The sequence below is a fragment of the Shewanella fodinae genome, from assembly GCF_014651955.1.
Classification (GTDB): Bacteria; Pseudomonadota; Gammaproteobacteria; order Enterobacterales; family Shewanellaceae; genus Shewanella; species Shewanella fodinae.
The window spans coordinates 41,208-65,853 of the sequence record NZ_BMXW01000015.1 but is presented as its reverse complement, the minus strand read 5'-3'; the positions used below and the strand labels follow the sequence as shown (position 1 = coordinate 65,853).

The window sequence follows — 24,646 nt, the reverse complement described above, 5'->3', positions numbered from 1 at the left end:
TGTTTCTGATCTGGTGTTTTTGCCTAATAGTTACTGGTACAACGATGGGTCTGTGGGCTCTGGCCGAGTTTTAAAGCGTCGATGCAGCCACATGTATTGAGGAATATTACGGCCTATCAGCTCTTCAATAATATGGTTGCCTCGGATAGCATCCTGCAGTTCATTTTCACCTGGGAAGTTTTCCAGAGGTGCTTTAATTTCAATGGTGTAACCTGCATCGTCATCGTTTCGCTCAACAAAGAAAGGTAAGACTCTGGCTTTGCCCAATTTGGCGAGTGTGGTGCCGCCAGTAATCGTTGCTGCGTCTTTGACGGCAAAAAAGGGAATAAATACCGCGCTAGAACGGCCAAAATCCTGATCGGCGGTGTACCAGATAACATCAGGATTGCGTAGACAACGCACCATCTGACGCAAGTCGCGTTTCGGGATCAACGCCTTATTTGAGCGCAGACGGCCTCGCACCTGTAAATATTCCATTAAAGGGTTATTGTGTGGTCGGTATACCCCAACGCCAGGATTAAACTGGCCAAATATACGGGCCCCCATTTCCAGCGGTAGGCAATGTACTGCAAACAGAATAACACCCTGCCCAGCATCTAGGGTTTGCTGCACATACTCTTGCCCTTTGATCTGCATATGTTGCTGAATGCGGGCATCACTCCACCACCAAGCATTTATCGTGTCAAAAATTGCCTTGCCGGTCTCTTCAAAATTACGCTGCAGTAATTGCTGCTGTTGCGCTGCCGATTTTTCTGGGAAACACAGTTCCAGATTGCGCCTAGCGGTAGCCACCCGGCTACCTGCTAGTTTCATTGCTAGCCGACCAATGGCGGCTCCTAGCGCCATCTGCCAGTGCATTGGCAACATACTGGTGAGTTTTGCTACGCCGATACCGAGCCACAATAACCAGTATCTGGGATGTAACAAATAAGCCGAAAACTGTGCTTTTTCTACCACGAGAACCCCAAAAGTTTACAAAAAATTAGTCGGTATTCTAACGCAATTCTTGCGGAAAATTAGGTACAATCGGCTTTATTTTGCCAAGACTTGGATAAGCAGCAGATGAAAGTGACACTGCCACCTTTTGAGAAAGCGCGAGTGCTGGTTGTGGGTGATGTAATGCTGGATCGCTATTGGACAGGGCCAACGGGCCGTATTTCTCCAGAAGCACCCGTGCCTGTGGTTAAGATTAATCAATTGGAAGACCGACCCGGTGGTGCTGCCAACGTGGCGCTAAATATTGCCGCACTGGGTGGTCAGGTCACCTTGTGTGGTATTGTCGGTAACGATGATGCAGCTACTGCCTTATCCCATGGGCTGAAGGCTCAGGGAGTGCAGCCGCAATGGTTGCAGGTGCAAGATAAACCCACAATTACCAAACTGCGGGTTCTTAGTCGCAATCAGCAACTTATTCGGCTTGATTTTGAAGAGACTTTCACTGCTCAGCAAAGCCAGCAGTTGTTGGCCGCTGCATCGGCACAGCTGGATAGCTGTGACATAGTGATCCTGTCAGATTATGCGAAAGGTGCTATTGGCGATCCACGACAGTTTATTCAATTGGCGCGAGCCAAAGGGGTGCGGGTGTTGGTCGATCCCAAAGGCAGTGATTTCTCTCGCTACCAAGGGGCCACGCTAATAACTCCCAATATGAGTGAGTTTGAAGCGGTAGCCGGCCCTGTTAGTTCAGAAGCTGAACTTGTGCGCAAAGCTCACGAACTGATTGCGACTTATCAGTTGGAAGCCATGCTGGTGACTCGTTCCGAGCAGGGCATGACACTTATTACTAGCAGCGGCGATGAGCTGCATATCCCAACTGTTGCCAGAGAAGTTTACGATGTGACTGGCGCCGGTGACACGGTGATCTCTGCGTTAGCTAGTGCCTTGGCCGCAGGTAGCGAAATGCCACAGGCGTGTGCCATTGCCAACACCGCCGCTGGGGTGGTGGTGGGCAAACTTGGCACGTCTACAGTCAGCCGTATTGAGCTTATTGAAGCGTTATCATTGCATCATGGTGAATCAGGTTTTGGTGTCGTCACGGAAGAACAGCTGGCTTACGCGCTGGAGCAGGCGCGGCTGCGCGGAGAAAAAGTGGTGATGACCAACGGTTGCTTTGACATCTTGCACGCTGGGCATGTGTCATATCTGAAAGAGGCGCGGGCCTTGGGTGACCGACTGATTGTTGCTGTTAATGATGATGATTCTGTGCGGCGCCTGAAAGGTGAGGGACGTCCGGTCAATAATATCAATCGCCGCATGGCAGTGCTTGCGGGCTTAGCTTCGGTAGATTGGGTTGTGCCTTTCAGCGAAGATACGCCGCAAAGGATTATTGCGCGTCTGTTGCCTGATTTGTTAGTCAAGGGCGGCGATTACCGGGTCGAAGAAATTGCTGGCGGTAAAGAAGTGATCGCGGCGGGTGGTAGCGTTAAGGTGCTGGGGTTTGAGGATGGGATTTCCACCACTGCCATTATTCAACGGATCATGGACAAACCATGATCCTGGTCGGCTTGCTGGCCTCTGCGTTGTTTTGGGCCGATGTCGGACCAAAACAAGCGCTGGTATGTCCACCAGCAGCTATCAACCAGTGTTTGAGCTGGCTACCATTAGCGGTACGTCAGCAACTCCCGAGTGATGCTACTCGCTATAGTGATGCGTTAGCCTTGCGGGCGGCAATGGCAATTCCCGTCTCTGATTCCCGTGTTGCAGGTATTGTGCTGTGGGCGCCACAACAGTTGGCTGATAGCCAAAGTGCACTATGGAATGGCAGAGTGTATCAGTTGCCGCTGCAACAGCAACCTTTGCTGACGTTGTGGCATGAGTTAGGGCATCTGGAAATCCACCGACTGCAGGGAACCGTGTTGCCTGCGCAACTGACACCATTGGAACACGAGTGGTTGGCAGACTGTTATATGGTGTGGCGCAGTGCCAGAAACAGCGGCAATCTGGCGCTGGCTTGGCAGCAGTATGATCGTCGCAATCTTGGAGTAATTTCCGATATTAATAATCTGTCACACTGGAGTTCGTTATATCTGTTGCCGATATTGACACGATATAGCGCAGCGCAAATTGCCACTTTTCCTTCCTATGCCGATTTTGTTAGTGATTTCTTCCCCAATTTACAGCGTTACGATAAAGACGCGATAGCCGAGTTTTCCAGCCTGTTGCAACGGGTGTTTGGTGCCGGTAGTGTGTTGCCGTTACCCGATTACATGTTTTGGCGTCGCCCCGCGTTGGGAGCGGTATTAAAGCCGACCTTGGTACGCTTGATGGGGGCCACAGAGGCTGAACATTGGTTACAACAGCAACGCATGTGGCCACAAAGTTCATCAACGGTTCAGGTAACTGAATCTGCCCTGAACAGATCTTAAAAACCGCGCCATCAAGCGGTTTTGGTGCGAGCTATCAGGATATTCCTTTGGTAAGCTTTTGTGCGGTTAACAGGAGTTTTTCACCGGAGGACAACACATGGCGAAGCGATCCAAGGCTCAGACCGAACTTACCATTCAGCAGATCATGGATGAAGCATTCCGTCAAATTCTGACCATTGGCTTCGAAACCATGTCCTATTCCACCCTGGCCGATGCGCTGGGCATCAGCCGTACTGGGGTGAGCCACCATTTCCCGCGGAAAATAGATTTCCTACTGCGGCTTAATGAGCGTATTGGCGAGCATTTTATTTCAGCACTGGATTTTTCCAGCAATGCGGCATTACAACGTTCCTGGCAGCAGGCGATGATTAGACCTGAACAACAAGCTGTTTTACGGTTATTTTTTAGCTTGTGTGGCCGTGTCGAAGATGAAATGCCGGAATTTATTGCGGTTGAACAGGCAATGCAGCAGGCAGAAGCTGCCCTCGGTTTGAGTGGGCGGGAACAGGTGCAGGAGTTGTTAGGTGCCAGTGCCTTGCAGTTGTCTTCTTGTTCTTTTCTGGCAAAAGCGGCTTGAAACCCCATATAACCGCTACCTCATAAGATTAAAGGTGTGAATCTGGAAACGGTTGTCAGGAACTATCTGACCACCGTTTTTTAATCGTTGCATCCCTATCAGAATCTGTGCTAGTGTCAAGTTATCTTAAAAATTGAGACATGGGTCACATATATGAGGCGGATACAGCAAGCAATCACCCTGTGGCTGGCCAGCGTAATGCTGACCCTGTCGCTGGCTGTTATTTCCGCGCCTCAAACGACCATTGAACAGCCGCAACTGTTGGCGCAACAGCTGCTGCTGCAGGCTGTGTCGCCGGATAATCCACTGCCCGCGTTGTTGCCGGAAAATAGCTTTGAACCTATTGAGCCGGTCATACCGCGAACCCGCAGTAAGCTTTTCAGTCCGCGTGTTAGTGCTAGTGTATTACCTGAATCTGAATACAAACGTACTCTTTTAAAAAATTCGGTTTTCCCACAGGCGTTGACTCGTGCGCCTCCTGCCTTTGCTTGAAAATTCCTCAATATATTTAATAAATTTTGAATTCAAGCAGAGGTGTATCATGAAAACACTGCAAACTTATACTCTTAACACACTGGAAATTAACGATAATAGCTTTTCTTTAAGCGAAAATTCTCCAGCATCGGCGGCGTTGATGAATTTCAGTCATTCCACCCGTATGACGCTGCATGCCGATATGCCAGTGCCTGAGGCTTACAAAATCATGGCGGCTGAAAATAGCCAGATCAATTATGTAATTAATGATCATCACGAATTGTTGGGGATCGTGAGCCGCAACTGGTTATCCAACGACAATCTAATGAAGTACACCGATAAGAGTCATGGGCCATCCTTTTGGAGTGTGTTTGACTTGATGTTACCTATCTCTGAACTGCCAGCAGTAGACGAAGCGCAGTTACAGAATTTTACCGTTCTTGATGTGCTGGAAACGTTCCGCAGCATTCAACGGGATTTTATGTTGGTGTTGGATGGCAATGGTCAGATGCGCGGCTTGTTAAGTGCGGAAGATATTATCGGTCGTTTAGAACATGCACCGACATTCCGTGATAAAGGCGGCGAAGTGCTGGAGATCTTACGGCAGTTACGCGCAAGTCACGGGCTGGAGCAATTGCAAGTGGTTAATGGTTAACTGTGCTTTTTAATAAAAAAACCGGTGGCATGCCACCGGTTTTTTTAGTTGTAACGCAAAGTAGTAAAATTACAATGCGTTCAGAATCGCGGTAACAGATTCTTTGGCATCGCCAAATAACATCTGGGTGTTATCCTTGAAGAACAGCGGGTTCTGCACGCCTGCATAGCCAGTGTTCATCGAGCGCTTGAAAGCAATGACGTTTTGCGCTTTCCACACTTCCAATACAGGCATCCCTGCAATCGGACTACTTGGGTCTTCTGCCGCTGCCGGGTTAACGGTGTCGTTGGCACCAATCACCAAAACGGTATCTGTGTCTTCGAAATCATCGTTAATTTCATCCATTTCTAACACGATATCATAAGGCACTTTGGCTTCTGCCAGCAGTACATTCATATGGCCTGGCAAGCGACCCGCAACTGGGTGAATACCAAAGCGGACTTTAATGCCCATAGCGCGCAGTTTCTGGGTGATTTCGGCCACAGGGTATTGTGCCTGCGCTACCGCCATCCCGTATCCGGGGGTGATGATCACTGAGCTGGAGTTCTTCAGCAGATCAGCCACTTCTTCGGCGGTAGTTTCACGATATTCACCTAGCTCTTCGTCGCTGCTGCTAGTGGCACCATCAGTACCAAAACCGCCAGCGATTACCGAGATGAATGAACGATTCATCGCCTTACACATGATGTAAGACAGAATTGCCCCTGATGAACCTACCAATGCGCCGGTCACGATCAACAGATCGTTCGACAGCATGAATCCTGCCGCAGCGGCGGCCCAGCCCGAGTAGGAGTTCAGCATTGAGACAACCACTGGCATATCGGCACCACCGATAGAGGCCACCAGATGCCAGCCGAAGGCTAAGGCAATTAGCGTCATCAACAAGACCGCAAAGGTACTCCCACCAACATTCACAAAGTACAGCAGCAGGACAAAAGACACGACCACTGCTAGCAGATTCAGCTTGTGGCGCTGCGGCAACATCAGCGGTTTGGAGGAGATAATGCCACGCAGTTTGCCGAAAGCCACGATAGAACCTGTAAAGGTGACCGCCCCGATAAAGATACCAAGGAAGATTTCCACTAAGTGGATATTGAGCATAGCCCCCGTTAGCTGGGCATGCTGCGCTGCTTTGGCCGCTTCTTTAAAGGCTTCTGCTGCTGCATCTAAAGTGGCTTGCAGATCTGAACCGGCGGTTACGACCACGCTGGTGGTGGTTGCTGGATGCAGGTCGATAAGACTGTTGAATCCGACCAGTACGGCTGCCAGACCCACGAAGGAGTGCAGGATAGCAACCAGTTCGGGCATCTGGGTCATCTCAACTTTTAGAGCCAGCCGCACGCCAATTGCGCCGCCGATCACCATTGCCAGAATGATCCACTGTACCCCTGTGGTTTCGGGGTTAAGGATAGTGGCAATCAGGGCGATCGCCATACCGGTGACCCCCAAAATATTGCCCTGTTTAGCGGTTTCTTGCTTAGAAAGTCCGGCCAAACTCAGAATAAAACACAGCGCTGCGATGATGTAGGCCGCTGTTACCAGTCCTTGAGACACGATATCTTCCCCCTTAACCTTTACGGAACATCTTCAGCATGCGCTGCGTGACGGTAAAGCCACCAAAGATGTTAATACTGGCGATTAGCACAGCAAAAAAGGCCAGGCCAGTAACCAGCGCCGAACCCTGACCAATTTGCAGCAATGCACCTACTACAATAATCCCGGAGATAGCGTTAGTGACGGACATCAGCGGAGTATGCAGTGAATGTGTCACGTTCCATACCACGTAGTAGCCGACAATACAGGACAGCAGAAATACGGTGAAATGCGATAAAAACTCTGGTGGCGCAACTGACGCCACGGCACCAAAAGCAATGGCAGCCACGGCACCCAACACATATTTCAGTTTAGATGGCGCTTTAGGCGCGGCGGCATCTTTTGCTGCCACTTTTGCTGGCTGTTGCTGTGGCGCTGCCGAAACAGAAATCTTTGGCGGTGGGAAGGTGACTTCCCCTGCCTTGATCACTGTCATATTGCGCATCACCGTATCTTCAAAGTCGATAACCGCGTTACCGTCTTTTTCTTTGCACATCAGCTTCATCAGGTTCACCAGATTGGTGCCGTAAAGCTGTGACGACTGTGCTGGCAAGCGGCCGGGCAGATCGGTGTAGCCGATAATTTTTACCCCATTGCCAGTGACAAACAGTTCACCAGGTTGGGTGTATTCACAGTTACCACCTGTAGCTGCGGCCATATCCACGATGATGGAACCCGGTTTCATGGTGTCGACCATGTCCTTGGTGATCAGCCGAGGCGCCGGGCGGCCCGGGATCAACGCTGTGGTAATGATGATATCGACTTCTTTGGCTTGTTTGGCAAACAGTTCCATTTCAGCCTTAATGAACTCTTCGCTCATCACTTTGGCATAACCGTCAGATGAGGCGCCGTCTTCACCGCCGAAATCCAGTTTGAGGAACTCACCGCCCATCGATTCAATCTGTTCTGCCACTTCCAAACGGGTATCGAAAGCACGGACAATTGCGCCTAAAGAACCCGCCGCACCGATGGCGGCCAGACCCGCAACCCCAGCACCGATAACCAGCACTTTCGCAGGTGGCACTTTACCGGCAGCAGTGATTTGACCGGTAAAGAAACGACCAAATTCATGGGCCGCTTCAACCACTGCCCGGTAACCGCCAATGTTGGCCATGGAGGATAATGCATCCATGGATTGGGCCCGAGAAATACGTGGAACCATGTCCATCGCCATCACATTGATGTTGCGTTTAGACAGTTTTTCCACCAATTCAGGATTTTGCGCCGGCCAGACAAAACTGACTAGCGTGGCACCATCTTTCACTTTGGCAATTTCTTCATCTGTGGGTGCATTGACCTTGAAGATGAAATCCGCTTGCCACACTTCTGGTGCGACGTTGGCTCCAGCAGCTTCAAAGGCTGCATCGTCAAAGCTGGACAGCGCCCCCGCGCCCGCCTCAACGACGACTTCGAAGCCGAGTTTTTTCAATTGCTCAACGGTGGCCGGGGTCGCAGCGACTCGGGTTTCACCGGGGAGAATTTCTCTCGGTATTCCAATTTGCATGACTGATTCCTGATGATTGGTAAATAAACATCTGCCCGCATTGCTCCGTAAGCAGGCAGATAAAAATCTGTGTGTCCGGTCAACTGAAGACAATGCAGATACCGCAGCGCGGTCACACAATGCCTGCAGCATCAGAATACTAGACTACTCTATTTTTTGAGAACCGACAGTCTTCCTTTTGCTGCACAAACAGTGCTAGGGCATTGTCGCAACTCTTTGCTTGGAAACAAGCGCAGATTGCTTTAGCTGACTCTTTCTTGGCTGGTCGGAGCAAATAATTTGCGCTATGCCACACTTTTTTAACTTAATCGCTATAAATCTCATATTCAAAAAAAATATAAAAAATTAAATATTATTCTTTTTTGACTTTCTTCGTGACAGATAAGCTTGCGATTATCTGTTTGTCTCAAGGCTCCGCTGCATGTCATTAAAAGAACTTTCACCACTGGCGTCACCCTTGTCGGTTTCTCAGGTCGCTCAACTACAGCAATTTGCCCGTGAGTTAACACCGTTACAGCAGGCGTGGGTCAGTGGCTATCTCGCGGCCAGCGCTGGCGCTGCTTTACCTATATCGGCATCTGTGCAAACACAGCCCGGTAATACCTTAACTATTCTGTATGGCAGTCAGACGGGCAATGGCCGCGGGATTGCCAGCCAATTGGCAGCACAGGCGAGCGCGCAAGGGTATGCGGTAAACCTCTGTGCTATGGGAGACTATAACGCACGATCTCTCAAGCAAGAGCAGTTACTGGTGGTGATCGTCAGCACTCAAGGTGAAGGAGAAGCTCCTGACGATGCCATTGAATTACACAAGTTTTTGGCGTCAAAGCGAGCACCAAGACTCGAACAGCTGCATTACGCTGTGCTGGCACTGGGTGATTCGTCCTATGAATTTTTCTGTCAGACCGGTAAAGAGTTTGATGAGCGATTGGCAGCGTTGGGCGCTCAGTCGCTGTTAGCGCGCGTTGATTGCGATGTGGACTATCAGCAAGCTGTTGAACAATGGCAGCAGCAATTGCTGACAGCGGTGCAGCCTCACTTACAATCATCAGCGCAGGTGGTTGCTATCGATAGTGCCAAACGGGCAAGTGCTGCCACCGTCTTTAGCAAGCAGCAACCATACGAAGCGGAGATCCTACTCAGCCAGAAGATTACCGGGCGTAATTCGATAAAAGATACCAGACACATCGAAATTGATTTGGGCGAATCGGGCATTCAGTATCAACCTGGCGATGCCCTTGGGGTGTATTTCAGCAACTATGCGGCATTAGTGGATGAACTGCTCTCAAGCCTCCAGCTTGATGGGGAAACCACAGTTGCCATCCAACAGCAAACATATAGCCTGCATCAGGCACTGACCGAGGTGAAAGAACTGACACAGTTGTATCCGGGATTGGTGCAATTCTGGGCCGAACACAGCGCAAGCGAAGAATTGCAAGCAATTGCCGCTGACCGCGAGCTAACCCGGGAATTTATCAAAAAGCATCAGTTAGCGGATCTGCAACGCTTGTATCCCATCACTCAGGTTGATGCTCAGCATCTTGTCGATGTGTTGCGGCCGATCACTCCGCGCCTATATTCCATCGCTTCCAGCCAACGTGAAGTCGACACTGAAGTGCATCTGACCGTCGGGTTAGTTGCGGAGTTACGAAACGGCATTCCGCGTTATGGCGCCGCTTCTGGTTTTCTGGCGCGCGCCCAAGAAGGGCAGAAACTGCGGGTTTATGTAGAAGCTAACAAACACTTCCGTTTGCCGACAGCACCTGAAACGCCAGTAATAATGATTGGCCCCGGTACCGGTGTGGCGCCGTTCCGCGCCTTTATGCAGGAGCGGGCAGCCCAAGGGATAACCGCCGACAGCTGGTTATTCTTTGGCAATCCTCACTTTGAACAGGATTTTCTGTATCAGACCGAGTGGCAACAATACCTCAAAAATGGCCAGCTAAGCCGAATTTCGCTAGCTTTTTCCCGCGATCAGCAACAGAAAATTTATGTGCAACAACGGATCCGTGAACAAGGTGAAGATGTGTGGCAGTGGCTGCAACGCGGGGCTTACCTGTATCTGTGTGGCGATGCCGAGCGCATGGCAAAGGATGTGCAGCAGGCATTACTGGAGGTGGTGGTGATGCACGGCGGTTTGGCCGTCGAAGCAGCCACAGAATATCTGGAAAATCTGCGGGTGCAGGGGCGTTTCCAAAAAGACGTTTACTGAGTGCTATGGTCAGCGCTGTGCTATTGGCCGGCTGACATCAAAGAGAGTGAGTTATGAGCGAGCCAAAATTATCAGCCAATGAGCGTATTAAAAGTCACAGTCAACATCTGCGCGGCACCATTAAGCAGGGATTAGCGACTGATGTTACCGGCGCTTTCAGCGAAGATGATCAGCAACTGATCAAATTCCACGGTTTCTACCAGCAGGATGACCGTGATCTGCGTAATGAGCGTAAAGAGCAGAAACTGGAGCCACTATACAGCTTTATGTTGCGGGCCCGAGTCCCTGGTGGCGTATGCACGCCACAGCAGTGGTTGGAAGTCGACCGTATTGCATCCGAGCTGACCACCTCCAATAGCATTCGATTAACGACACGCCAGACCTTTCAGTATCACGGTATTCCCAAGCGCAATTTGAAAACCATTATTCAAGGGCTGGATCGTAAAGCGCTGGATTCCATTGCCGCCTGTGGTGATGTTAACCGTAACGTGATGTGTAATCCTAATCCGGTGCAATCCAAACTGCATCAGCAGGCTTATTACTGGGCTAAAAAGCTGTCGGACCATATGTTGCCGCACACCAAGGCCTATGCCGAGATCTGGTTGGATGACGAAAAACTGCTGAGTACCGAAATGGAAGCAGAACCGCTTTATGGTGACACCTATCTGCCACGTAAATTCAAAATGGCAGTGGCCGTGCCACCGGATAACGATGTGGATGTTTATACCAACGACTTTGGCCTGATTGCGATTGCCGAAAATGATGAACTGGTGGGGTTTAACTTAGTTGCCGGTGGCGGCATGGGGTCGACCCACGGTGAGGTAGAAACCTTCCCACGGTTGGCCGATGATTTTGGTTTTATCCGCGCCGAAGACACCATTAAGTTTGCGGAAGCGGTAATGACTTTACAACGGGACTGGGGCAATCGTAGTAACCGTAAACGCGCCCGCCTGAAATACACCATCGTCGATCGCGGTTTTGCGGCATTTAAAGCGGAAGTCGAAAACCGTGCTGGTGTGAAGTTTCAGCCCAAGCGTGAAGTGGTTATCGGCGATCGCGGCGATCGTTATGGCTGGGCCAAAGGTGTCGATAACCAATGGCATCTGACACTGTTTATCGAAGGCGGCCGCATCAAGGATCTGCCCGGAAAAACACTGCAAACCGGTTTGCGGGAGATTGCCAAAATCCATCAAGGGGATTTTCGCATGACCGCCAATCAGAACATTATCATCGCTGGGGTGGCAGATGCTGCCAAACAACAGATTGAAGACCTCGCCCGTCAACACGGTTTACTCGGAGAAGTGATCAGTGCCAGTCGTGGGCATTCCATCGCCTGTGTGGCGTTGCCAACCTGTCCGCTAGCAATGGCGGAAGCAGAACGTTATTTCCCGGAATTCATGGATAAAATTGAGGCGCTGCAACAGAAACATGGGATTGCCGAGCAGCCGATTGTTGTGCGTATGACCGGCTGCCCTAATGGTTGTGCTCGCCCATTTGCCGCAGAAATTGGCTTGGTAGGCAAAGCGCCAGGCCGCTATAACCTGTATTTGGGCGCAAGTTTCGAGGGCACTCGGCTCAATAAAATGTATCGGGAAAATATTCAGGAAGCGGAAATATTAAGCGAACTGGATAGGTTATTTGCACGTTATGCCGTTGAACGTAATGCGGGCGAACACTTTGGCGATTTTGTGGTGCGTGTCGGGGTAATTAAGGCCGTATTGGATGCGGCTAGGGATTTCCATGACTGAGGTTAATTCACCAGTAACGGCGGCGCAGCTAACTGCGTTATTGCGGGCGGATGAAACTGAGCAGCAGCGGCAACTGGCGGCTATCAATCTTTTCCTTGGGCAATTAACGCCCGCGCAGCGTGTTCAGTGGGCGTTAGATTATTTGCCGGGAAATCATGCGCTTTCCTCAAGTTTTGGCATCCAGGCAGCGGTCATGTTGCATCTGGTCAGTAGTATCAGCGCTGATGTGCCAGTGATCCTCACCGACACCGGTTATCTGTTTCCAGAAACCTATCAGTTTATTGATCAGTTGACCGAACGACTGCACTTGAATCTTAAGGTGTATCGCTCGGAATTAACGCCAGCTTGGCAAGAGGCGCGCTTTGGCAAACTGTGGGAAAAAGGGGTAGAGGGGCTTGAGTTTTATAATCGCATGAATAAAGTCGAGCCGATGAAACAGGCATTGGCAGAGTTGCAGGTTGGCACTTGGTTTGCGGGGTTGCGGCATAGCCAGGCATCTACCCGAGAAGCGCTGCCGTTGCTGGCGATTCATGGCAGTCACTACAAGCTGTTGCCTATCGTTGAGTGGAGCAATCGCGATGTGCACTATTATCTGCAACAGCACGAACTGCCTTACCACCCCTTGTGGTACCAAAATTATGTGTCAGTAGGGGATACCCATTCTAGCCAACCACTTCAGCCTGGAATGAGCGAGGAGGAAACCCGTTTCAATGGCCTTAAACGGGAATGCGGCCTGCATTTTGAAATCTAAAGGCAGAATAAACAGTGCGTTAATGGTGATGCTGCAATCGTTATCGCTTGTTAAATAAACGGGTGGCAGGTCGTTGACAGCGTTATCCATAAACGATGCTTATAGATTATCTCCTCGCGTATGAGAAACGAGGCCCACCGTTAGCCGTCTAGGCTAAACGCTGGCGGGCAAGGTCGATACGGGCCTTTGACGATAAGCCGATGTTGAAGGTGATAACTGCACTATTGACCTGCGCACCGCTTTAATTGGCTTACCGACCACGACTGCCTGCGCTTTTTGCTGTCCCAACTGGCTGAGTCTGGGCCGTTTTCGATTATTGTACCGTGGGCGTTTTTGTAAAATGTAGCCTTAGCGCCTGTAACAATTTGGACCATGGTAATGTTTGTGGCAGTGGCAATTGCAGATCTGGCGTGGTGCCTTTACCCGATAGTAAGTTACCGTATTGGTCATATACCAGTGAGGCGCTGATACTCACGGTAATTTCGCTGGCCGGCAGCCTGAAATCATGTTTGCGCGCTAAATCGCCAGAGGTGGAATCGCCAATCAGCAATGTTTTACGCCAGCCCTTAGCATAGTAAGCCAACCACTCACATTCATTGCGACATCCCGGCCCAATTAACAGTAGCAGTTGCTGTGTCGCTAGCGGCACCACATCCTTGGGGGTAACCATCGGCGGCCGAGCATACCATTGACTGAGCTCTGGTTGTGGTTGGCGGCTTAATACTGCACTGATTGGCGGAAATAACTGAAAGTGATTTAATGGTACGTACCCCAAAGGATTGAGAAAGTCACTGCGTAGCTGCGATGCCCGACGATAACGAGCATATCCCATTGGCTGCGAGGCGGGATATTGTCGGCCCTTAGCTAGCATTTGTAGTAGCACTGGGCTGAAACCACTGGTTTGTCGCATATCTAGGATCAGCGTTTTGGCCTGTAATGCCTTTTGGAAATCCCGCTGTAGTTGCCGATCGTTCTCAAGCCTATCCAGATCGCCAAAACGGAATAATTCAGTTTCTGTATCCAACCACTGCCACTGGCTGATTGCCGGATTGCGTTTAGTCGTCAGCTTATATCTGATGGGCAGTTCAATATTTACGGTGTCGACGTTATGACCTGTCAGCGTCAAGGTGACTGTGTCTTTGTCGCGTAGTCCGAGCTCCTGTCGCAGTACCTGTAACTGTTGCAGCAGCGGTGCCAGCAGCTGTTTTGGTGTCGCCATAGTGCTTGCTGCTTGCAGCCACAGCGCTATCGGTAATCCATCGACATGACTCAGAAATGGGCGTGATAAATCTAGCGGTTGTCCGCTATCATCCAGTGCCAGCCACTGTTGTTGCATCTGTTGCACAGTGATTGGCAGTAATGCCGAGGCTAAGGGCAACGCTGAAACACTGGCACCTGGATCGTCTATCAGACTCACCAGTTTACGGACCTCGGTATTAAAACGATTAAGGCTAATATTTTGAGGATAGCGTGCGGTGATTTGACTTACCCGTTGCTGCAATAGCTTGAGGCGGTCGGGTTTTAGTACCACAAAAGCTGAATAATCACTCAACTGTTGTTGTAATAGCTGAAGATCCAACACCATTTGTTCGTGAGTCAACACACCTTGAGGTAATGGTCGTTGCAGTACAAATCGCAATAGTTGCAGGCTGCTAATCAACAGCATCAGCAAAAATAGATAAAAAATCTCCCTGAAGCCAGACCTCATTGCCATTGCAGCGTTGTTACCTCGTGTTACAGCAAATCGTTAAGAGCCACACCTATGCCCAAACGTTCCGTATGAGCGTTGTAGTCGATGAGACTTTCACCATAGCCATTGAAGTACTGCGCGTAGAACCGCAGATTTCCCAAAATCGGATAACTCCAGGTCAGTTGCACGGCACCACGGTTGTCACTGGTGTTGAGATTATTCCGCAGCATCACACTGAACCGATGTTTCCCAGGGCCATATAACCCGGTTAACTCAAAATTACCCATATAGTCATTTATATCTGGGTTGTCATCCCCCTCGGGATCACCGGCATATTGCTTATCGCTTTCTGGAATACGCCACCAGACGTTGAGTGATATCGCCATCGGTCCTTTATCAAAAATCATGTTGCCATAGATGCGGTTCCAACTGCGTGACAGCAATCCCGAACGCCCGTTAGATTGATGCACAACACCAAATCCCCAGAAGGAGTTGGTAAAGTCGCCGATTTTCCAATCATTGTTGAACAACATGAACAGCTCTGGTTCATGATTGGTTTCTCTGAAAGGTGATGAGCTGTCTTTGTTGTATACCTGCCACCAGGATTGATTGGTATAGGCGAAAAACAGATGACCATTATTGCCAAAGATGTTGTAGGCTAACGGAAATTTAAAACTGATCTGAAATTTTGCTTCCACATGATCGAGACTGTAGCCTTGTTGTTCCATATCTTCGACAAATGGCTTGCTGTTAGGCGATGAACTGTAAGTAACGGGGAGGAAATAGTTGACCTTATGCGGCATGATAACAAACGGATTATCAGACGCTTTCAGTTCCTGATTAACTCGCTGCTCCACTAAAGATGTCTGGTTTTCTCCATCGTCAGCTGCGAGTGTTTGGTAGCTGCATAGCGCACTGCTGAATCCAAGAATCGAAGCGGCGAAATATGGAAAATTCATGCGTCCTTTCTCCCTGAGACCTATCAATAGTTAAGCGTGCGTCAGCAGTGTAGCATTGAAAATAATTGGTTTAACAGTCGCTTGAATTTACGTCGGGGATTGCAGCTTGACGAACATGGTAAATGCAACTGCCATCGTAACAACTAATAGCGGCTTTAAATAACCAATAGGCATAAAAACTAATAATTATATATTTAATAAAGAATATTTAAGCCGCTATATTGCCGCTAATGACAAGCGGGGTTCATCGATATGGCGTTACTACATCTAGCCGATGCACAGGTTAAAGGAAAAGTTTATCTGGTGGGGGCCGGCCCTGGCGATCCTGAACTGCTGACCCTCAAAGCCTGGCGGCTTTTGAAAAGCGCCGATGTGGTTCTTTATGATGCGTTAGTGAGTGAGCAGATCCTGTCACTACTCCCGGCGTCGGCTGAAAAAATTGCTGTGGGTAAACGTGCTGGTAGCCATAGTGCTTCTCAGCAGCAGATAAATCAGTTGTTAGTTGCTAAAGCTTATAGCCGTGAACGGGTAGTGCGTCTGAAGGGTGGGGATCCGTTTATTTTTGGTCGTGGTGGTGAAGAACTGCAAGCGTTAGCCGCAGCAGGGATCCGCTTTGAAGTCGTGCCCGGAATCACCGCTGCCAGTGGTGCTGCTGCATATGCAGGTATTCCGCTTACCCATCGTGACCTCGCGCGAACGGTAACTTTTATCACCGGCCATTGCCAGCGTCCCGGTATGCCAGTCGACTGGCGTCAATACTGTGATGCCGATATGACGTTGGTAGTGTATATGGGAATACTCAACGCCACGGCTATCCGTGATGGTCTGTTAGCGGCAGGGCGTGCGGCTGATACACCGGTGGCGCTGGTGTCTTGTGCCAGCACACCACGGCAACAGTGTTTTCTCGGGACGTTAAACGAACTCGGGACGTTAGCCAGCCATCCACAGCTAGAAATGCCAGCACTGATGGTGATAGGTCAGGTTGCTAGTCTCGCGGCGCAGCTCAATTGGTTTGAACCTCAGGCAATGACTGTACCCGCAGCCCTGGCACAGTGACCTATCACAACTGTTAGTTGACCTGGAAATCCTGTTGTAGCAGGGTCTTTAAAGCATCAACGTACGCCAGATCTTGGCGTGGGGGTACCAGTTGCGCCAGTTCTTCACCAATGGCGGTGAAGCGGTAATAGCCAAACAGCAGATGATTATTTTTCGGCGTAATCGTCAGCTGTTGCTGGTTTAACTGTAATGTCATAGCCTGTTTTGCAGGCAAGATGCCCGTTTCAAATTCACTCTTGTGAATGAGACCAGCGTCCATAAGTGTTAGCAAGTTAGAGTAAGGCAGACCAAACTGCGACAATCCCAGATTTACCGCACTGTGTTTACGAAAATATTGTCCTAACCCTCCGGCAACACGGTAGTTGCCTAGTAGCTTGCCTCGCTGTTCATTATTGATTTTTACCGTCATTCCTAGGGCTTTTTCCATTAACTGTGCCTCTCGCAGCGTCAGTTGCTGCAGTGTCGCTAACGTGCGCAGACTAAAGTTGCCTGGGTTTACCGTTTCACTGGCAAGGATCCTGCCCCAAAGATCCTGCATTTTGCGATTATGGATCTGCTCCGCCATCTGGAAAAACTGATGGATCCAGTCTGGATCCAGTTCTGCCCCCGCTACCTCCGAAGAGGAATAGCTCAACGCCATCGCATAGATATTTTCCAGATTCTGCTGATATTGTTGCTGCTGCTGGGCTAAGCGGAAACTGGCGCGTTGCCCCAAGGTAGCGCTGGCAGGATGATAATCTTGTTCAGATGCTAGCCCCAACAAACGCCCGAGCCGCAGCACTTTTTTACGTGCGGACATGTCTAGCGCATTTTCGACCTGAGGTGCATCATTCAGCTGACGGTTTTCTGCCATAGCATCATTCTGGATTAAGCTTTGTATGGCATACTATAAGCGGAAAGGGCGGTCTGCTGTCCAGATCTCTGCAGCAATTTGCGCGGATGAACCTCAAGCTGTCACAAGCACTCATTATTTTGTGAACTGCTTTTAATTAATGACTTTTACTGGACACCACTGCCGATGCTCGTGATCTGATTCATGAAATCTATGGCATTATTTCCCTACCATTATCTATAGCTAACAGATTGAACATACAGGTGTTAAGGTGAACAAGACCCTCATTCTATTTTCCAGCGTGCATGGGCAAACCCGTAAAATATGTGAATTTATGGCCAAACGCTTACAGCAGCAGGGGCAGGATGTGACTATGTCGACCATTAGTGAAGCGCCGGAATTGGGGGAATTTGACCGTATTCTGATCGGTGCCAGTATCCGCCATGGCAAACATAATCCCGCCGTTTATGATTTTATTCGCCAGCATCAGGCGCTTCTGGACACTAAGCCTAATGGCTTTTTTTCGGTGAGCTTAGTGGCCCGTAAACCGGCGAAAAATACTCCGGAAACCAACCCTTATATGCAAGCTTTTCTTGCTAAATCCGGTTGGCGGCCGAAGTTGTTGGCGGTGTTCGGCGGTAATCTGAATTATCAGGGATATGATGCGATGGATCGTAATATTATCCGTTTCATCATGTGGATAACGAAAGGGCCAACAGATCCGAACACCTGTGTGGAATATACCGACTGGCAGAAAGTCGCCGCGTTTACCGATAAGTTTGCGACTGCAGCATAGGAGCCAATAATGAATAGCCTGTTGGCCTTGTATCAACGGTTGCAACATTTGTTGCTGATGGTGCTTTGCATCTTCCTGTTGGCAGAAGGTGGGCAGTTGGTCATGTTACGCGCTCTACCTACGAATCCAGGGTTCTGGAACCTGAGTCATATTTGGCTGGGATTTGTATGCTGTGTTGTCGCTACGACCTTTTTTATCAGCAACATCATTGGCGGTAGCTGGCGCCAGTACTTTGGCGTGTTTGTCGGGAACTGGCAGCCGCTATGGCATGATCTTAACGGCCTGAGACATGGTCGAATTCCAGCAGCTGGTGGGGTCGGTCTGTTCAGTCTGGTGGAAGGATTGACTATGGTGGCGCTATTGGCAGTCTGCTTTAGCGGTGGTATGTGGTTTTTTGAGCAGGGCAGTAACGAAGCGCTGTTCTGGCGAATTTGGCACCATTCGTTTGTCTATCTGTTTATCACTTTACTGATCTTGCACGTAGTGTGTGCACTTAGTCACCTACTTGATCTTATCCGCGATTGATTTACCTGCCGCATTAACAGCGCAACGTTATCTCGTCATCGGTGCTAAAGTTGCCTTCTTTGACGAATGTTAAATATGTTAATTTTTGATGTGTTTAATCATATCTTTTATGACATGTTTTTAGGCGGTTGCAGTTTTTTTTTAGTCATAAAAATACTTTTATATACTAAATTTGAATAAATTTTCGTTAAATTTGGTTATTTTAAATGTATTTAAGTCTATTTATTGCGATTTTTTATAGATTAGACTCATTAAAATCTGTCTATTTTTAATCAATAATCATTTTTTAACATATTCTATTGTTGATTTAATAATTATTTTTAATTGTTTATCTTTGCATCTTTAATGAATGTTGCAAAATTGTTTATTTAATGTGATTTTTTAGATTCGGGAAGATGGAATAGGGGACGAATTCTGTCGAACGTTCCTGAAAAAACTAAATAAACAACAACATTTGACAGAGAAGATGGAAGATGAAGAACTCAACCCAACGTGCGTTGCAATTAAATGCGCTGAGTTTCTCAGTGCTGATGGCTATAGGATATCCGGTACTTGCAGAAGAAGCGCCTGCTACGGATAAAAAAACCGGTGAGAGTGTGGAACGAATTGCCGTTGTCGGTTCGCGGGCGGCTCCTCGTTCTGTGGGTGAATCTCCGGTGCCGGTAGATATTATCGGTAGTGAAGAGTTTACCAAGAATGGTGCTACTGACATGAATGATCTGATGGGAAAAGTGGTCCCGTCATACAATGTCAATGCGCAACCCATTAGTGATGCGGCCACCTTAGTGCGCCCAGCCAACATGCGCGGTTTGGCACCTGATCACACCTTGGTGCTGGTCAACGGCAAACGTCGCCACCGTGCCTCAGTGATTGCTTTCCAAGGGGCAGGGATTTCAGATGGTGCTCAAGGGCCTGATATCTCGGTCATTCCCGCTATTGCGCTTAAGCAAGTCGAAGTGTTACGTGATGGTGCAGCCGCACAGTATGGCTCTGATGCTATTGCTGGGGTGATTAACTTTCAATTAAAAGATAGTGCGGAAGGTGGTGAACTTGAATTCCGTAGTGGCCAATATTATGAAGGCGACGGTACGCTGTCGCAGGTGGCCGGTAATATCGGTCTGCCATTAAGTGCTAACGGTTTTGCCAATTTCAGTTTTCAGTATCGTGCTCAGGATGATACCAGCCGTAGCGTACAGCGTGATGATGCGGCCGCATTGCAGGCGGCAGGTAATACTGATGTGCCTGATCCTGCGCAGATCTGGGGCACGCCGGAAACCAAATCCGATCTGACGCTATTCTTTAATGCTGGCCTAGATCTGAATGATCATCAGAAAGCCTATATGTTTGGTAACTGGGCCCGTCGTAATGTCGAAGGCGGTTTCTTTTATCGTAATCCGTCTAACCGTTCTGGAGTTTACAGCAACGATGGTGGTGCTACACCGTTAGTGGGAGATTTGACCGGTGATATGTCTGGCAATTGCGCCGGGATGACTATTGCTGAGGCGATGGCATCTGACGTCTGTTTCGTGTTTAACGAAATGTTCCCAGGTGGTTTTACACCACGCTTTGGCGGTATTGTGACAGACTCCTCGCTGGTGGCTGGCGTGAAAGGTGATATGGCAAGTGGCCTGAGCTACGACTTCACGGCGTCTTATGGACGTAACGAATCAGACTTCTATATCAAAAATACTGTCAATGCCTCTCTCGGCCCAGAGACGCCAACGACGTTTGATCCCGGTAAATATGTCGAGATGGAACGTGGTCTGAACCTGGATTTTGATTATCTTGGCTTTGATACTTGGAGCCTAGCAGCGGGGCTAGAATATCGTCGTGAAACCTTTGAAATTTACAACGGCGATCCCTATTCCTTTGAGATTGGCCCGCTGGCGTCGCAGGGATTTGGTATTGGTTCCAACGGTTTTCCCGGTTTCAAACCTGAGGATTCAGGTAGCTGGAGCCGCGGTAACGCCGCAGTCTATCTGGATGTTGAGAAAGAGCTGAGCAACGATCTGCTGGTGACAGGTGCCGTGCGTTACGAGCATTATGACGACTTTGGCTCCACCACTAATGGTAAACTCAGTGCTATCTGGAGCATCAATGATAATTTCTCGCTACGTGGCGCGGCCAGTACCGGGTTCCGGGCGCCAACCGTGGGGCAGAACAATGTTCGTAACGTAACGACCGCATTCGGTCCTAATGGTCTGGAAGATCAAGCAACGCTGCCACCGACCAACCCTATTTCGGTGCAAAAAGGCGGTAAACCACTGGATCCGGAAAAGTCAGTTAACTTGTCATTTGGCGGTGTATATAACGCCAACAACTTCTTCCTGACGGTGGATTATTTCCATATCAAGTTGAAGGATCGTATTACCCAAACGTCACCACTGACGCTCACGGATGAAGATAAAGCGGCGTTGGTTTCTCAGGGTATCCTAGATGCCAGCAGTTTCTCTGCCGTACGCTATTTTACCAACGACTTTGATACCACCACCCAAGGTATCGATTTGGTCGCGACTTACACGCCAGAATGGTTGGACGGCAGCAGTTTCTCGCTGGCTTACAACTGGACGGAAACGACAGTGGATAAGTTCAACCCAGACAATATCAGCGCGTCTAAGGTGAAGGCGTTAGAGGAATCTCTGCCTCATCACAAAGGCTCTTTGACCTACAATCAGGCTTTGACGGCTGATTTACACACTATGGTGCGGCTCAATTACTACGGTGCTTATTGGGAAGATCATCTGGGTTCTGATGGCGAGTTGCCCATTGATGTCAGCAGTGCCTTTACCGTAGATGCGGAACTGGGATATGACATCAACGATGACTGGAATGTGTCCGTTGGCGCGCAGAATCTGTTGGATACCTATCCAGATGATAACCCTTGGGCAGGTGTTGCTGGGGCGAAATATCCGATCACTTCTCCCTATGGCTTTAATGGCGGCTTTTACTATGGACGCGTGACTTATCGCTTCTAATTCCGCTGCCACGGGGGCAGATATATTGCTCTGTTACCCCGTAGCCACTTTTATCTCTTGACAGACCAGTTTGCTGGTCTGTTTTTCTACCACTTATCAGATCGGCGGTGTGGTGTTCCGGGTAACTGGTATATAGTGTGCATTTAGCGGGTAAACCGCTGCAACAATGGCATTAATGGTGAAGGAGTTTGTGGCATGAGTTGGAGTATGTGGCTGGGGTTGTTAGCGATCTGCTGTTTAGGCGCGGTGTCGCCAGGACCTAGCCTCGCAATGGTGGTACGGCACACACTTGGTGGCGGTCGGGCACAAGGGATAGCTTGCGCTTGGGCTCATTCCATTGGTATCGGCACCTATGCATTGATAACTCTGCTGGGATTAGCCGCAGTGTTGAAGCATTCTCCGATGTTGTTTAAAGTCATTGCGATCGCAGGAGCCCTGTATCTGGCATGGTTGGGGATTAAAGCGCTGCGATCAACCGGCGGTATGCAACAGAAACTGGCGGCAGGTAAGCGCTCCAGCGTGTTGGAAGCGGCACGCGATGGTTTAGCGATTTCCATGTTGAATCCCAAAATCATGTTATTTTTTATGGCGTTATTCAGTCAATTTGTGTTGGCAGCGCAACACAGCGCCGGCAAAGGGCTGATCGTTATTACGCCGATTGTGGTTGATGGCCTTTGGTACACCTTTATTGCTTTTATGCTGTCGCAACCGAAGATTCTCGATAAGTTGCGTCATAACGCCACGGTGATCGACAAACTGACAGGCGGCGTATTATTGCTGTTGGCATTGCGGGTGGTGGTATCGCTGTAACAGCCATTGGATTAGACCGGGCGCTGTGGCAGATATTGCAGTAAATGGCTGCGCAGTGCTTTGATCAGTGGCGTCAGTTGGCGGCGGTCTGGCAACAACATATATAACGGGGCGGCTTCGCCCTGCCAGTCTGGACATAGCTGCAGGAGTCGGCCTGCTGCTAGATCAGCAGTAATATCTAGGCGTGATTTATAAGCAATTCCATCCCCAGCAATGGCCCAGCGCCGTACCATATCGCCATCATCAGCCACACGGTCGCCTTTGACATTGACGCTGATAAATTCCTCTGCCCGGGTAAATCGCCAATGGTCGTGAACTGTATCTGCCAACATAAAACACAAACAGTTATGGCGATATAGTTCCTGCGGATGCGTTGGTGTGCCATAGCGCGCAATATAATCGGGTGCAGCGCACAGCACTCGGTCATTTTCAGGGCTTAATGGTAGGGCGATAAGCGCCGAGTCTGGTGGCTGACCATAACGGATCACCAAATCGACTGGCTGCCGGTAGATGTTGGTTAGATGATCACTCATCTGCAGTCTTAGTTCCACTTGCGGATGTGCCGCCATGAAACCGTCGAGTAGCGGTGCTAACAGATTACGCCCCAGATCTGACGGCAACGACAGGTGTAGCTTACCCTGTAACGCTTCCCTACCACTGCGTAACAAATTTTCGCCCAGTTCCAGTTGTAACAGTGCCTGTTCACAATATTGCAGGTAGTGCTCACCGTCTTTGGTCAAGCGCAGGCTGCGGGTGGAGCGCACAAATAGCGGGGCTCCCAGTTGTAGCTCCAGACGCTTGATTGCGGCGCTGGTAGCGGCTGGTGTTAGGTTCATGGCACGGGCGACGCTGGAAAGATTGCCTTGTCTGGCCGTTGCAACAAAGATCTGTAAATCCTGCAGTGCTCGTAGCATCTATGGCTCAGTTGATTCAGGAATGGCAGCGATGTATTTTCAAATATTATTTGAATCTATTATTAAATATCAATGGTTTTTCCCGTTGTGGATGCCAGGTAGATTAGGTACGGGAATCACCAACACATTGTTAATACGCCATGACAAAGAGGAACATCACAATGAAGGCTGTGGGATACAAACTAGCGCACGTACTTGGCGGTAACGACACTTTAGCGGATATTGAATTGCCTACACCCATCGCTAAAGGGCATGACTTACTGGTGGCTGTGCAGGCCATCTCCGTGAATCCGGTGGATACCAAAATCCGCAGTCGGGTCGGCGGCGAGAACGGACAATACAAAGTACTAGGATGGGATGCCGTTGGCACGGTACAGCAGGTGGGGGAATTAGTGACGGCCTATCAGCCTGGCGATCGCGTCTGGTATGCCGGAGATATCTCGCGCCCCGGCAGCAATGCTGAATTACAGCTGGTTGATGAGCGCATTGTTGGGGCTGCGCCTAAAACGATTAGCAACTTGGAAGCGGCGGCATTACCGCTGACCGCATTGACCGCTTGGGAACTGCTGTTTGACAGACTGGCGTTACCGATGGCCGCTGGTAAGGGGAAAGCACTGTTGGTCGTTGGTGCTGCGGGTGGTGTTGGTTCCATTCTGGTGCAACTGGCACGGCAATTAACGGAAGTCACGGTCATCGCGACCGCTGGCCGTCCACAGTCTAAAGATTGGCTGTGTTCATTAGGCGCGCACCACGTTATCGATCACCATCAGTCATTGAGTGAGCAAATTAGTGCATTGGGTCTGGCGGGCGTGGAATGGGTCGCCTCTCTGAATAATACCGATGAACATATTGAGCAGATCGTGGCGTCATTATTACCGCAGGGACATTTGGGGTTGATTGACGATCCAGATGTTTTCGATGTGAAGCTATTGAAACGTAAAAGTTTGGCACTGCACTGGGAGTTTATGTATACCCGTTCGTTATTCCAAACAGAGGATATGGCGCGGCAGCAACAGATCCTTAACGAGTTGGCAAAACTGATTGATAATGGTCGTGTGAAAACCACCGTGAATGAGCATTTCGGTATTATCAATGCGGCGAATCTGCGCAAGGCCCATCAACTGCTAGAATCTCACCAAGCCAGAGGCAAAATTGTTCTGGAAGGTTTTTAAACGACTCCACAGGGAAAAATGGGCATCTTTAGAAGGCG

Annotated in this window: 21 protein-coding genes; 14 read left to right on the top strand and 7 right to left on the bottom strand. The window is 49.5% G+C overall.

Annotated elements, in window-relative coordinates:
• Window positions 1-30 precede the first annotated feature (30 nt).
• On the bottom strand, window positions 31-957 hold the full coding sequence (locus IE064_RS13460) for an LpxL/LpxP family Kdo(2)-lipid IV(A) lauroyl/palmitoleoyl acyltransferase (RefSeq protein WP_189618221.1): 927 nt from the start codon (window positions 955-957) through the stop codon (window positions 31-33).
• 105 nt (window positions 958-1,062) lie between these two features.
• Between IE064_RS13460 and hldE the strand changes: the two genes are divergently transcribed.
• From hldE to IE064_RS13435, 5 genes are all read left to right on the top strand, one after another.
• A complete protein-coding gene (gene hldE, locus IE064_RS13455; protein WP_189618220.1) occupies window positions 1,063-2,493 on the top strand; it encodes a bifunctional D-glycero-beta-D-manno-heptose-7-phosphate kinase/D-glycero-beta-D-manno-heptose 1-phosphate adenylyltransferase HldE in 1,431 nt (476 codons plus the stop codon).
• Entirely contained in the window at window positions 2,490-3,365 is an 876-nt protein-coding gene (locus tag IE064_RS13450) for a hypothetical protein (protein ID WP_189618219.1), read from the top strand. Before hldE ends, IE064_RS13450 begins: the two co-directional genes overlap by 4 nt.
• Before the next feature lie 97 nt (window positions 3,366-3,462).
• Window positions 3,463-3,942, top strand: a complete 480-nt coding sequence (locus IE064_RS13445; protein WP_189618218.1) for a TetR family transcriptional regulator — start codon at window positions 3,463-3,465, stop codon at window positions 3,940-3,942.
• A 153-nt stretch (window positions 3,943-4,095) separates the two neighbouring features.
• Window positions 4,096-4,434, top strand: a complete 339-nt coding sequence (locus tag IE064_RS13440; RefSeq protein ID WP_189618217.1) for a hypothetical protein — start codon at window positions 4,096-4,098, stop codon at window positions 4,432-4,434.
• Between the two features lie 49 nt (window positions 4,435-4,483).
• Window positions 4,484-5,071 carry a CBS domain-containing protein gene (locus IE064_RS13435; RefSeq protein ID WP_189618216.1) on the top strand — a complete coding sequence of 196 codons (588 nt, stop codon included), beginning with the start codon at window positions 4,484-4,486 and terminating at the stop codon, window positions 5,069-5,071.
• Window positions 5,072-5,140: 69 nt separating this feature from the next.
• Here the strand turns inward: IE064_RS13435 and pntB are convergent, their stop codons facing one another.
• Complete coding sequence (gene pntB, locus IE064_RS13430; protein WP_189618215.1) at window positions 5,141-6,625, bottom strand: Re/Si-specific NAD(P)(+) transhydrogenase subunit beta; 1,485 nt, start codon at window positions 6,623-6,625, stop codon at window positions 5,141-5,143.
• A 13-nt stretch (window positions 6,626-6,638) separates the two neighbouring features.
• Window positions 6,639-8,168 carry a Re/Si-specific NAD(P)(+) transhydrogenase subunit alpha gene (locus IE064_RS13425; protein ID WP_133037853.1) on the bottom strand — a complete coding sequence of 510 codons (1,530 nt, stop codon included), beginning with the start codon at window positions 8,166-8,168 and terminating at the stop codon, window positions 6,639-6,641.
• A gap of 421 nt (window positions 8,169-8,589) precedes the next feature.
• Between IE064_RS13425 and IE064_RS13420 the strand changes: the two genes are divergently transcribed.
• Genes IE064_RS13420 through IE064_RS13410 form a run of 3 tightly spaced genes read left to right on the top strand, consistent with a single transcriptional unit; the run spans window position 8,590 to window position 12,879 of the window.
• A complete protein-coding gene (locus IE064_RS13420; protein ID WP_189618214.1) occupies window positions 8,590-10,380 on the top strand; it encodes an assimilatory sulfite reductase (NADPH) flavoprotein subunit in 1,791 nt (596 codons plus the stop codon).
• A gap of 53 nt (window positions 10,381-10,433) precedes the next feature.
• On the top strand, window positions 10,434-12,128 hold the full coding sequence (cysI, locus tag IE064_RS13415) for an assimilatory sulfite reductase (NADPH) hemoprotein subunit (protein WP_189618213.1): 1,695 nt from the start codon (window positions 10,434-10,436) through the stop codon (window positions 12,126-12,128).
• Window positions 12,121-12,879 (top strand): phosphoadenylyl-sulfate reductase, encoded by a 759-nt coding sequence (locus tag IE064_RS13410; RefSeq protein ID WP_189618212.1) that lies wholly within the window; start codon window positions 12,121-12,123, stop codon window positions 12,877-12,879. The genes cysI and IE064_RS13410 overlap by 8 nt, the downstream gene beginning before the upstream one ends.
• 313 nt (window positions 12,880-13,192) lie before the next feature.
• Here the strand turns inward: IE064_RS13410 and IE064_RS13405 are convergent, their stop codons facing one another.
• Together IE064_RS13405 and IE064_RS13400 are read right to left on the bottom strand one after the other, a co-directional pair.
• Complete coding sequence (locus IE064_RS13405; protein WP_189618211.1) at window positions 13,193-14,593, bottom strand: S41 family peptidase; 1,401 nt, start codon at window positions 14,591-14,593, stop codon at window positions 13,193-13,195.
• A 20-nt stretch (window positions 14,594-14,613) separates the two neighbouring features.
• Window positions 14,614-15,528 carry a phospholipase A gene (locus tag IE064_RS13400; protein WP_189618210.1) on the bottom strand — a complete coding sequence of 305 codons (915 nt, stop codon included), beginning with the start codon at window positions 15,526-15,528 and terminating at the stop codon, window positions 14,614-14,616.
• A 252-nt stretch (window positions 15,529-15,780) separates the two neighbouring features.
• Between IE064_RS13400 and cobA the strand changes: the two genes are divergently transcribed.
• A complete protein-coding gene (cobA, locus tag IE064_RS13395; RefSeq protein WP_189618209.1) occupies window positions 15,781-16,584 on the top strand; it encodes a uroporphyrinogen-III C-methyltransferase in 804 nt (267 codons plus the stop codon).
• A 13-nt stretch (window positions 16,585-16,597) separates the two neighbouring features.
• Here the strand turns inward: cobA and IE064_RS13390 are convergent, their stop codons facing one another.
• On the bottom strand, window positions 16,598-17,437 hold the full coding sequence (locus tag IE064_RS13390) for a TIGR03899 family protein (protein WP_133037846.1): 840 nt from the start codon (window positions 17,435-17,437) through the stop codon (window positions 16,598-16,600).
• 250 nt (window positions 17,438-17,687) lie between these two features.
• On the opposite strand from IE064_RS13390, the gene hemG reads away from it, so the two are divergent.
• The 4 genes from hemG to IE064_RS13370 all read left to right on the top strand — a co-directional run bounded on the left by hemG (window position 17,688) and on the right by IE064_RS13370 (window position 22,522).
• A complete protein-coding gene (hemG, locus tag IE064_RS13385; RefSeq protein WP_189618208.1) occupies window positions 17,688-18,212 on the top strand; it encodes a menaquinone-dependent protoporphyrinogen IX dehydrogenase in 525 nt (174 codons plus the stop codon).
• 9 nt (window positions 18,213-18,221) lie between these two features.
• Entirely contained in the window at window positions 18,222-18,737 is a 516-nt protein-coding gene (locus IE064_RS13380; protein ID WP_189618207.1) for a cytochrome b/b6 domain-containing protein, read from the top strand.
• Between the two features lie 473 nt (window positions 18,738-19,210).
• Complete coding sequence (locus IE064_RS13375) at window positions 19,211-21,712, top strand: TonB-dependent receptor plug domain-containing protein (protein ID WP_189618206.1); 2,502 nt, start codon at window positions 19,211-19,213, stop codon at window positions 21,710-21,712.
• 195 nt (window positions 21,713-21,907) lie between these two features.
• Complete coding sequence (locus tag IE064_RS13370) at window positions 21,908-22,522, top strand: LysE family translocator (RefSeq protein WP_133037842.1); 615 nt, start codon at window positions 21,908-21,910, stop codon at window positions 22,520-22,522.
• 11 nt (window positions 22,523-22,533) lie between these two features.
• Here IE064_RS13370 and IE064_RS13365 read toward each other — a convergent pair whose 3' ends face one another.
• The gene (locus IE064_RS13365; protein ID WP_189618205.1) at window positions 22,534-23,436 is read right to left on the bottom strand and encodes a LysR family transcriptional regulator; all 903 of its coding nucleotides are present in this window, start codon (window positions 23,434-23,436) and stop codon (window positions 22,534-22,536) included.
• 161 nt (window positions 23,437-23,597) lie between these two features.
• Between IE064_RS13365 and IE064_RS13360 the strand changes: the two genes are divergently transcribed.
• Window positions 23,598-24,608 carry a zinc-binding alcohol dehydrogenase family protein gene (locus IE064_RS13360; protein WP_189618204.1) on the top strand — a complete coding sequence of 337 codons (1,011 nt, stop codon included), beginning with the start codon at window positions 23,598-23,600 and terminating at the stop codon, window positions 24,606-24,608.
• Window positions 24,609-24,646 lie beyond the last annotated feature (38 nt).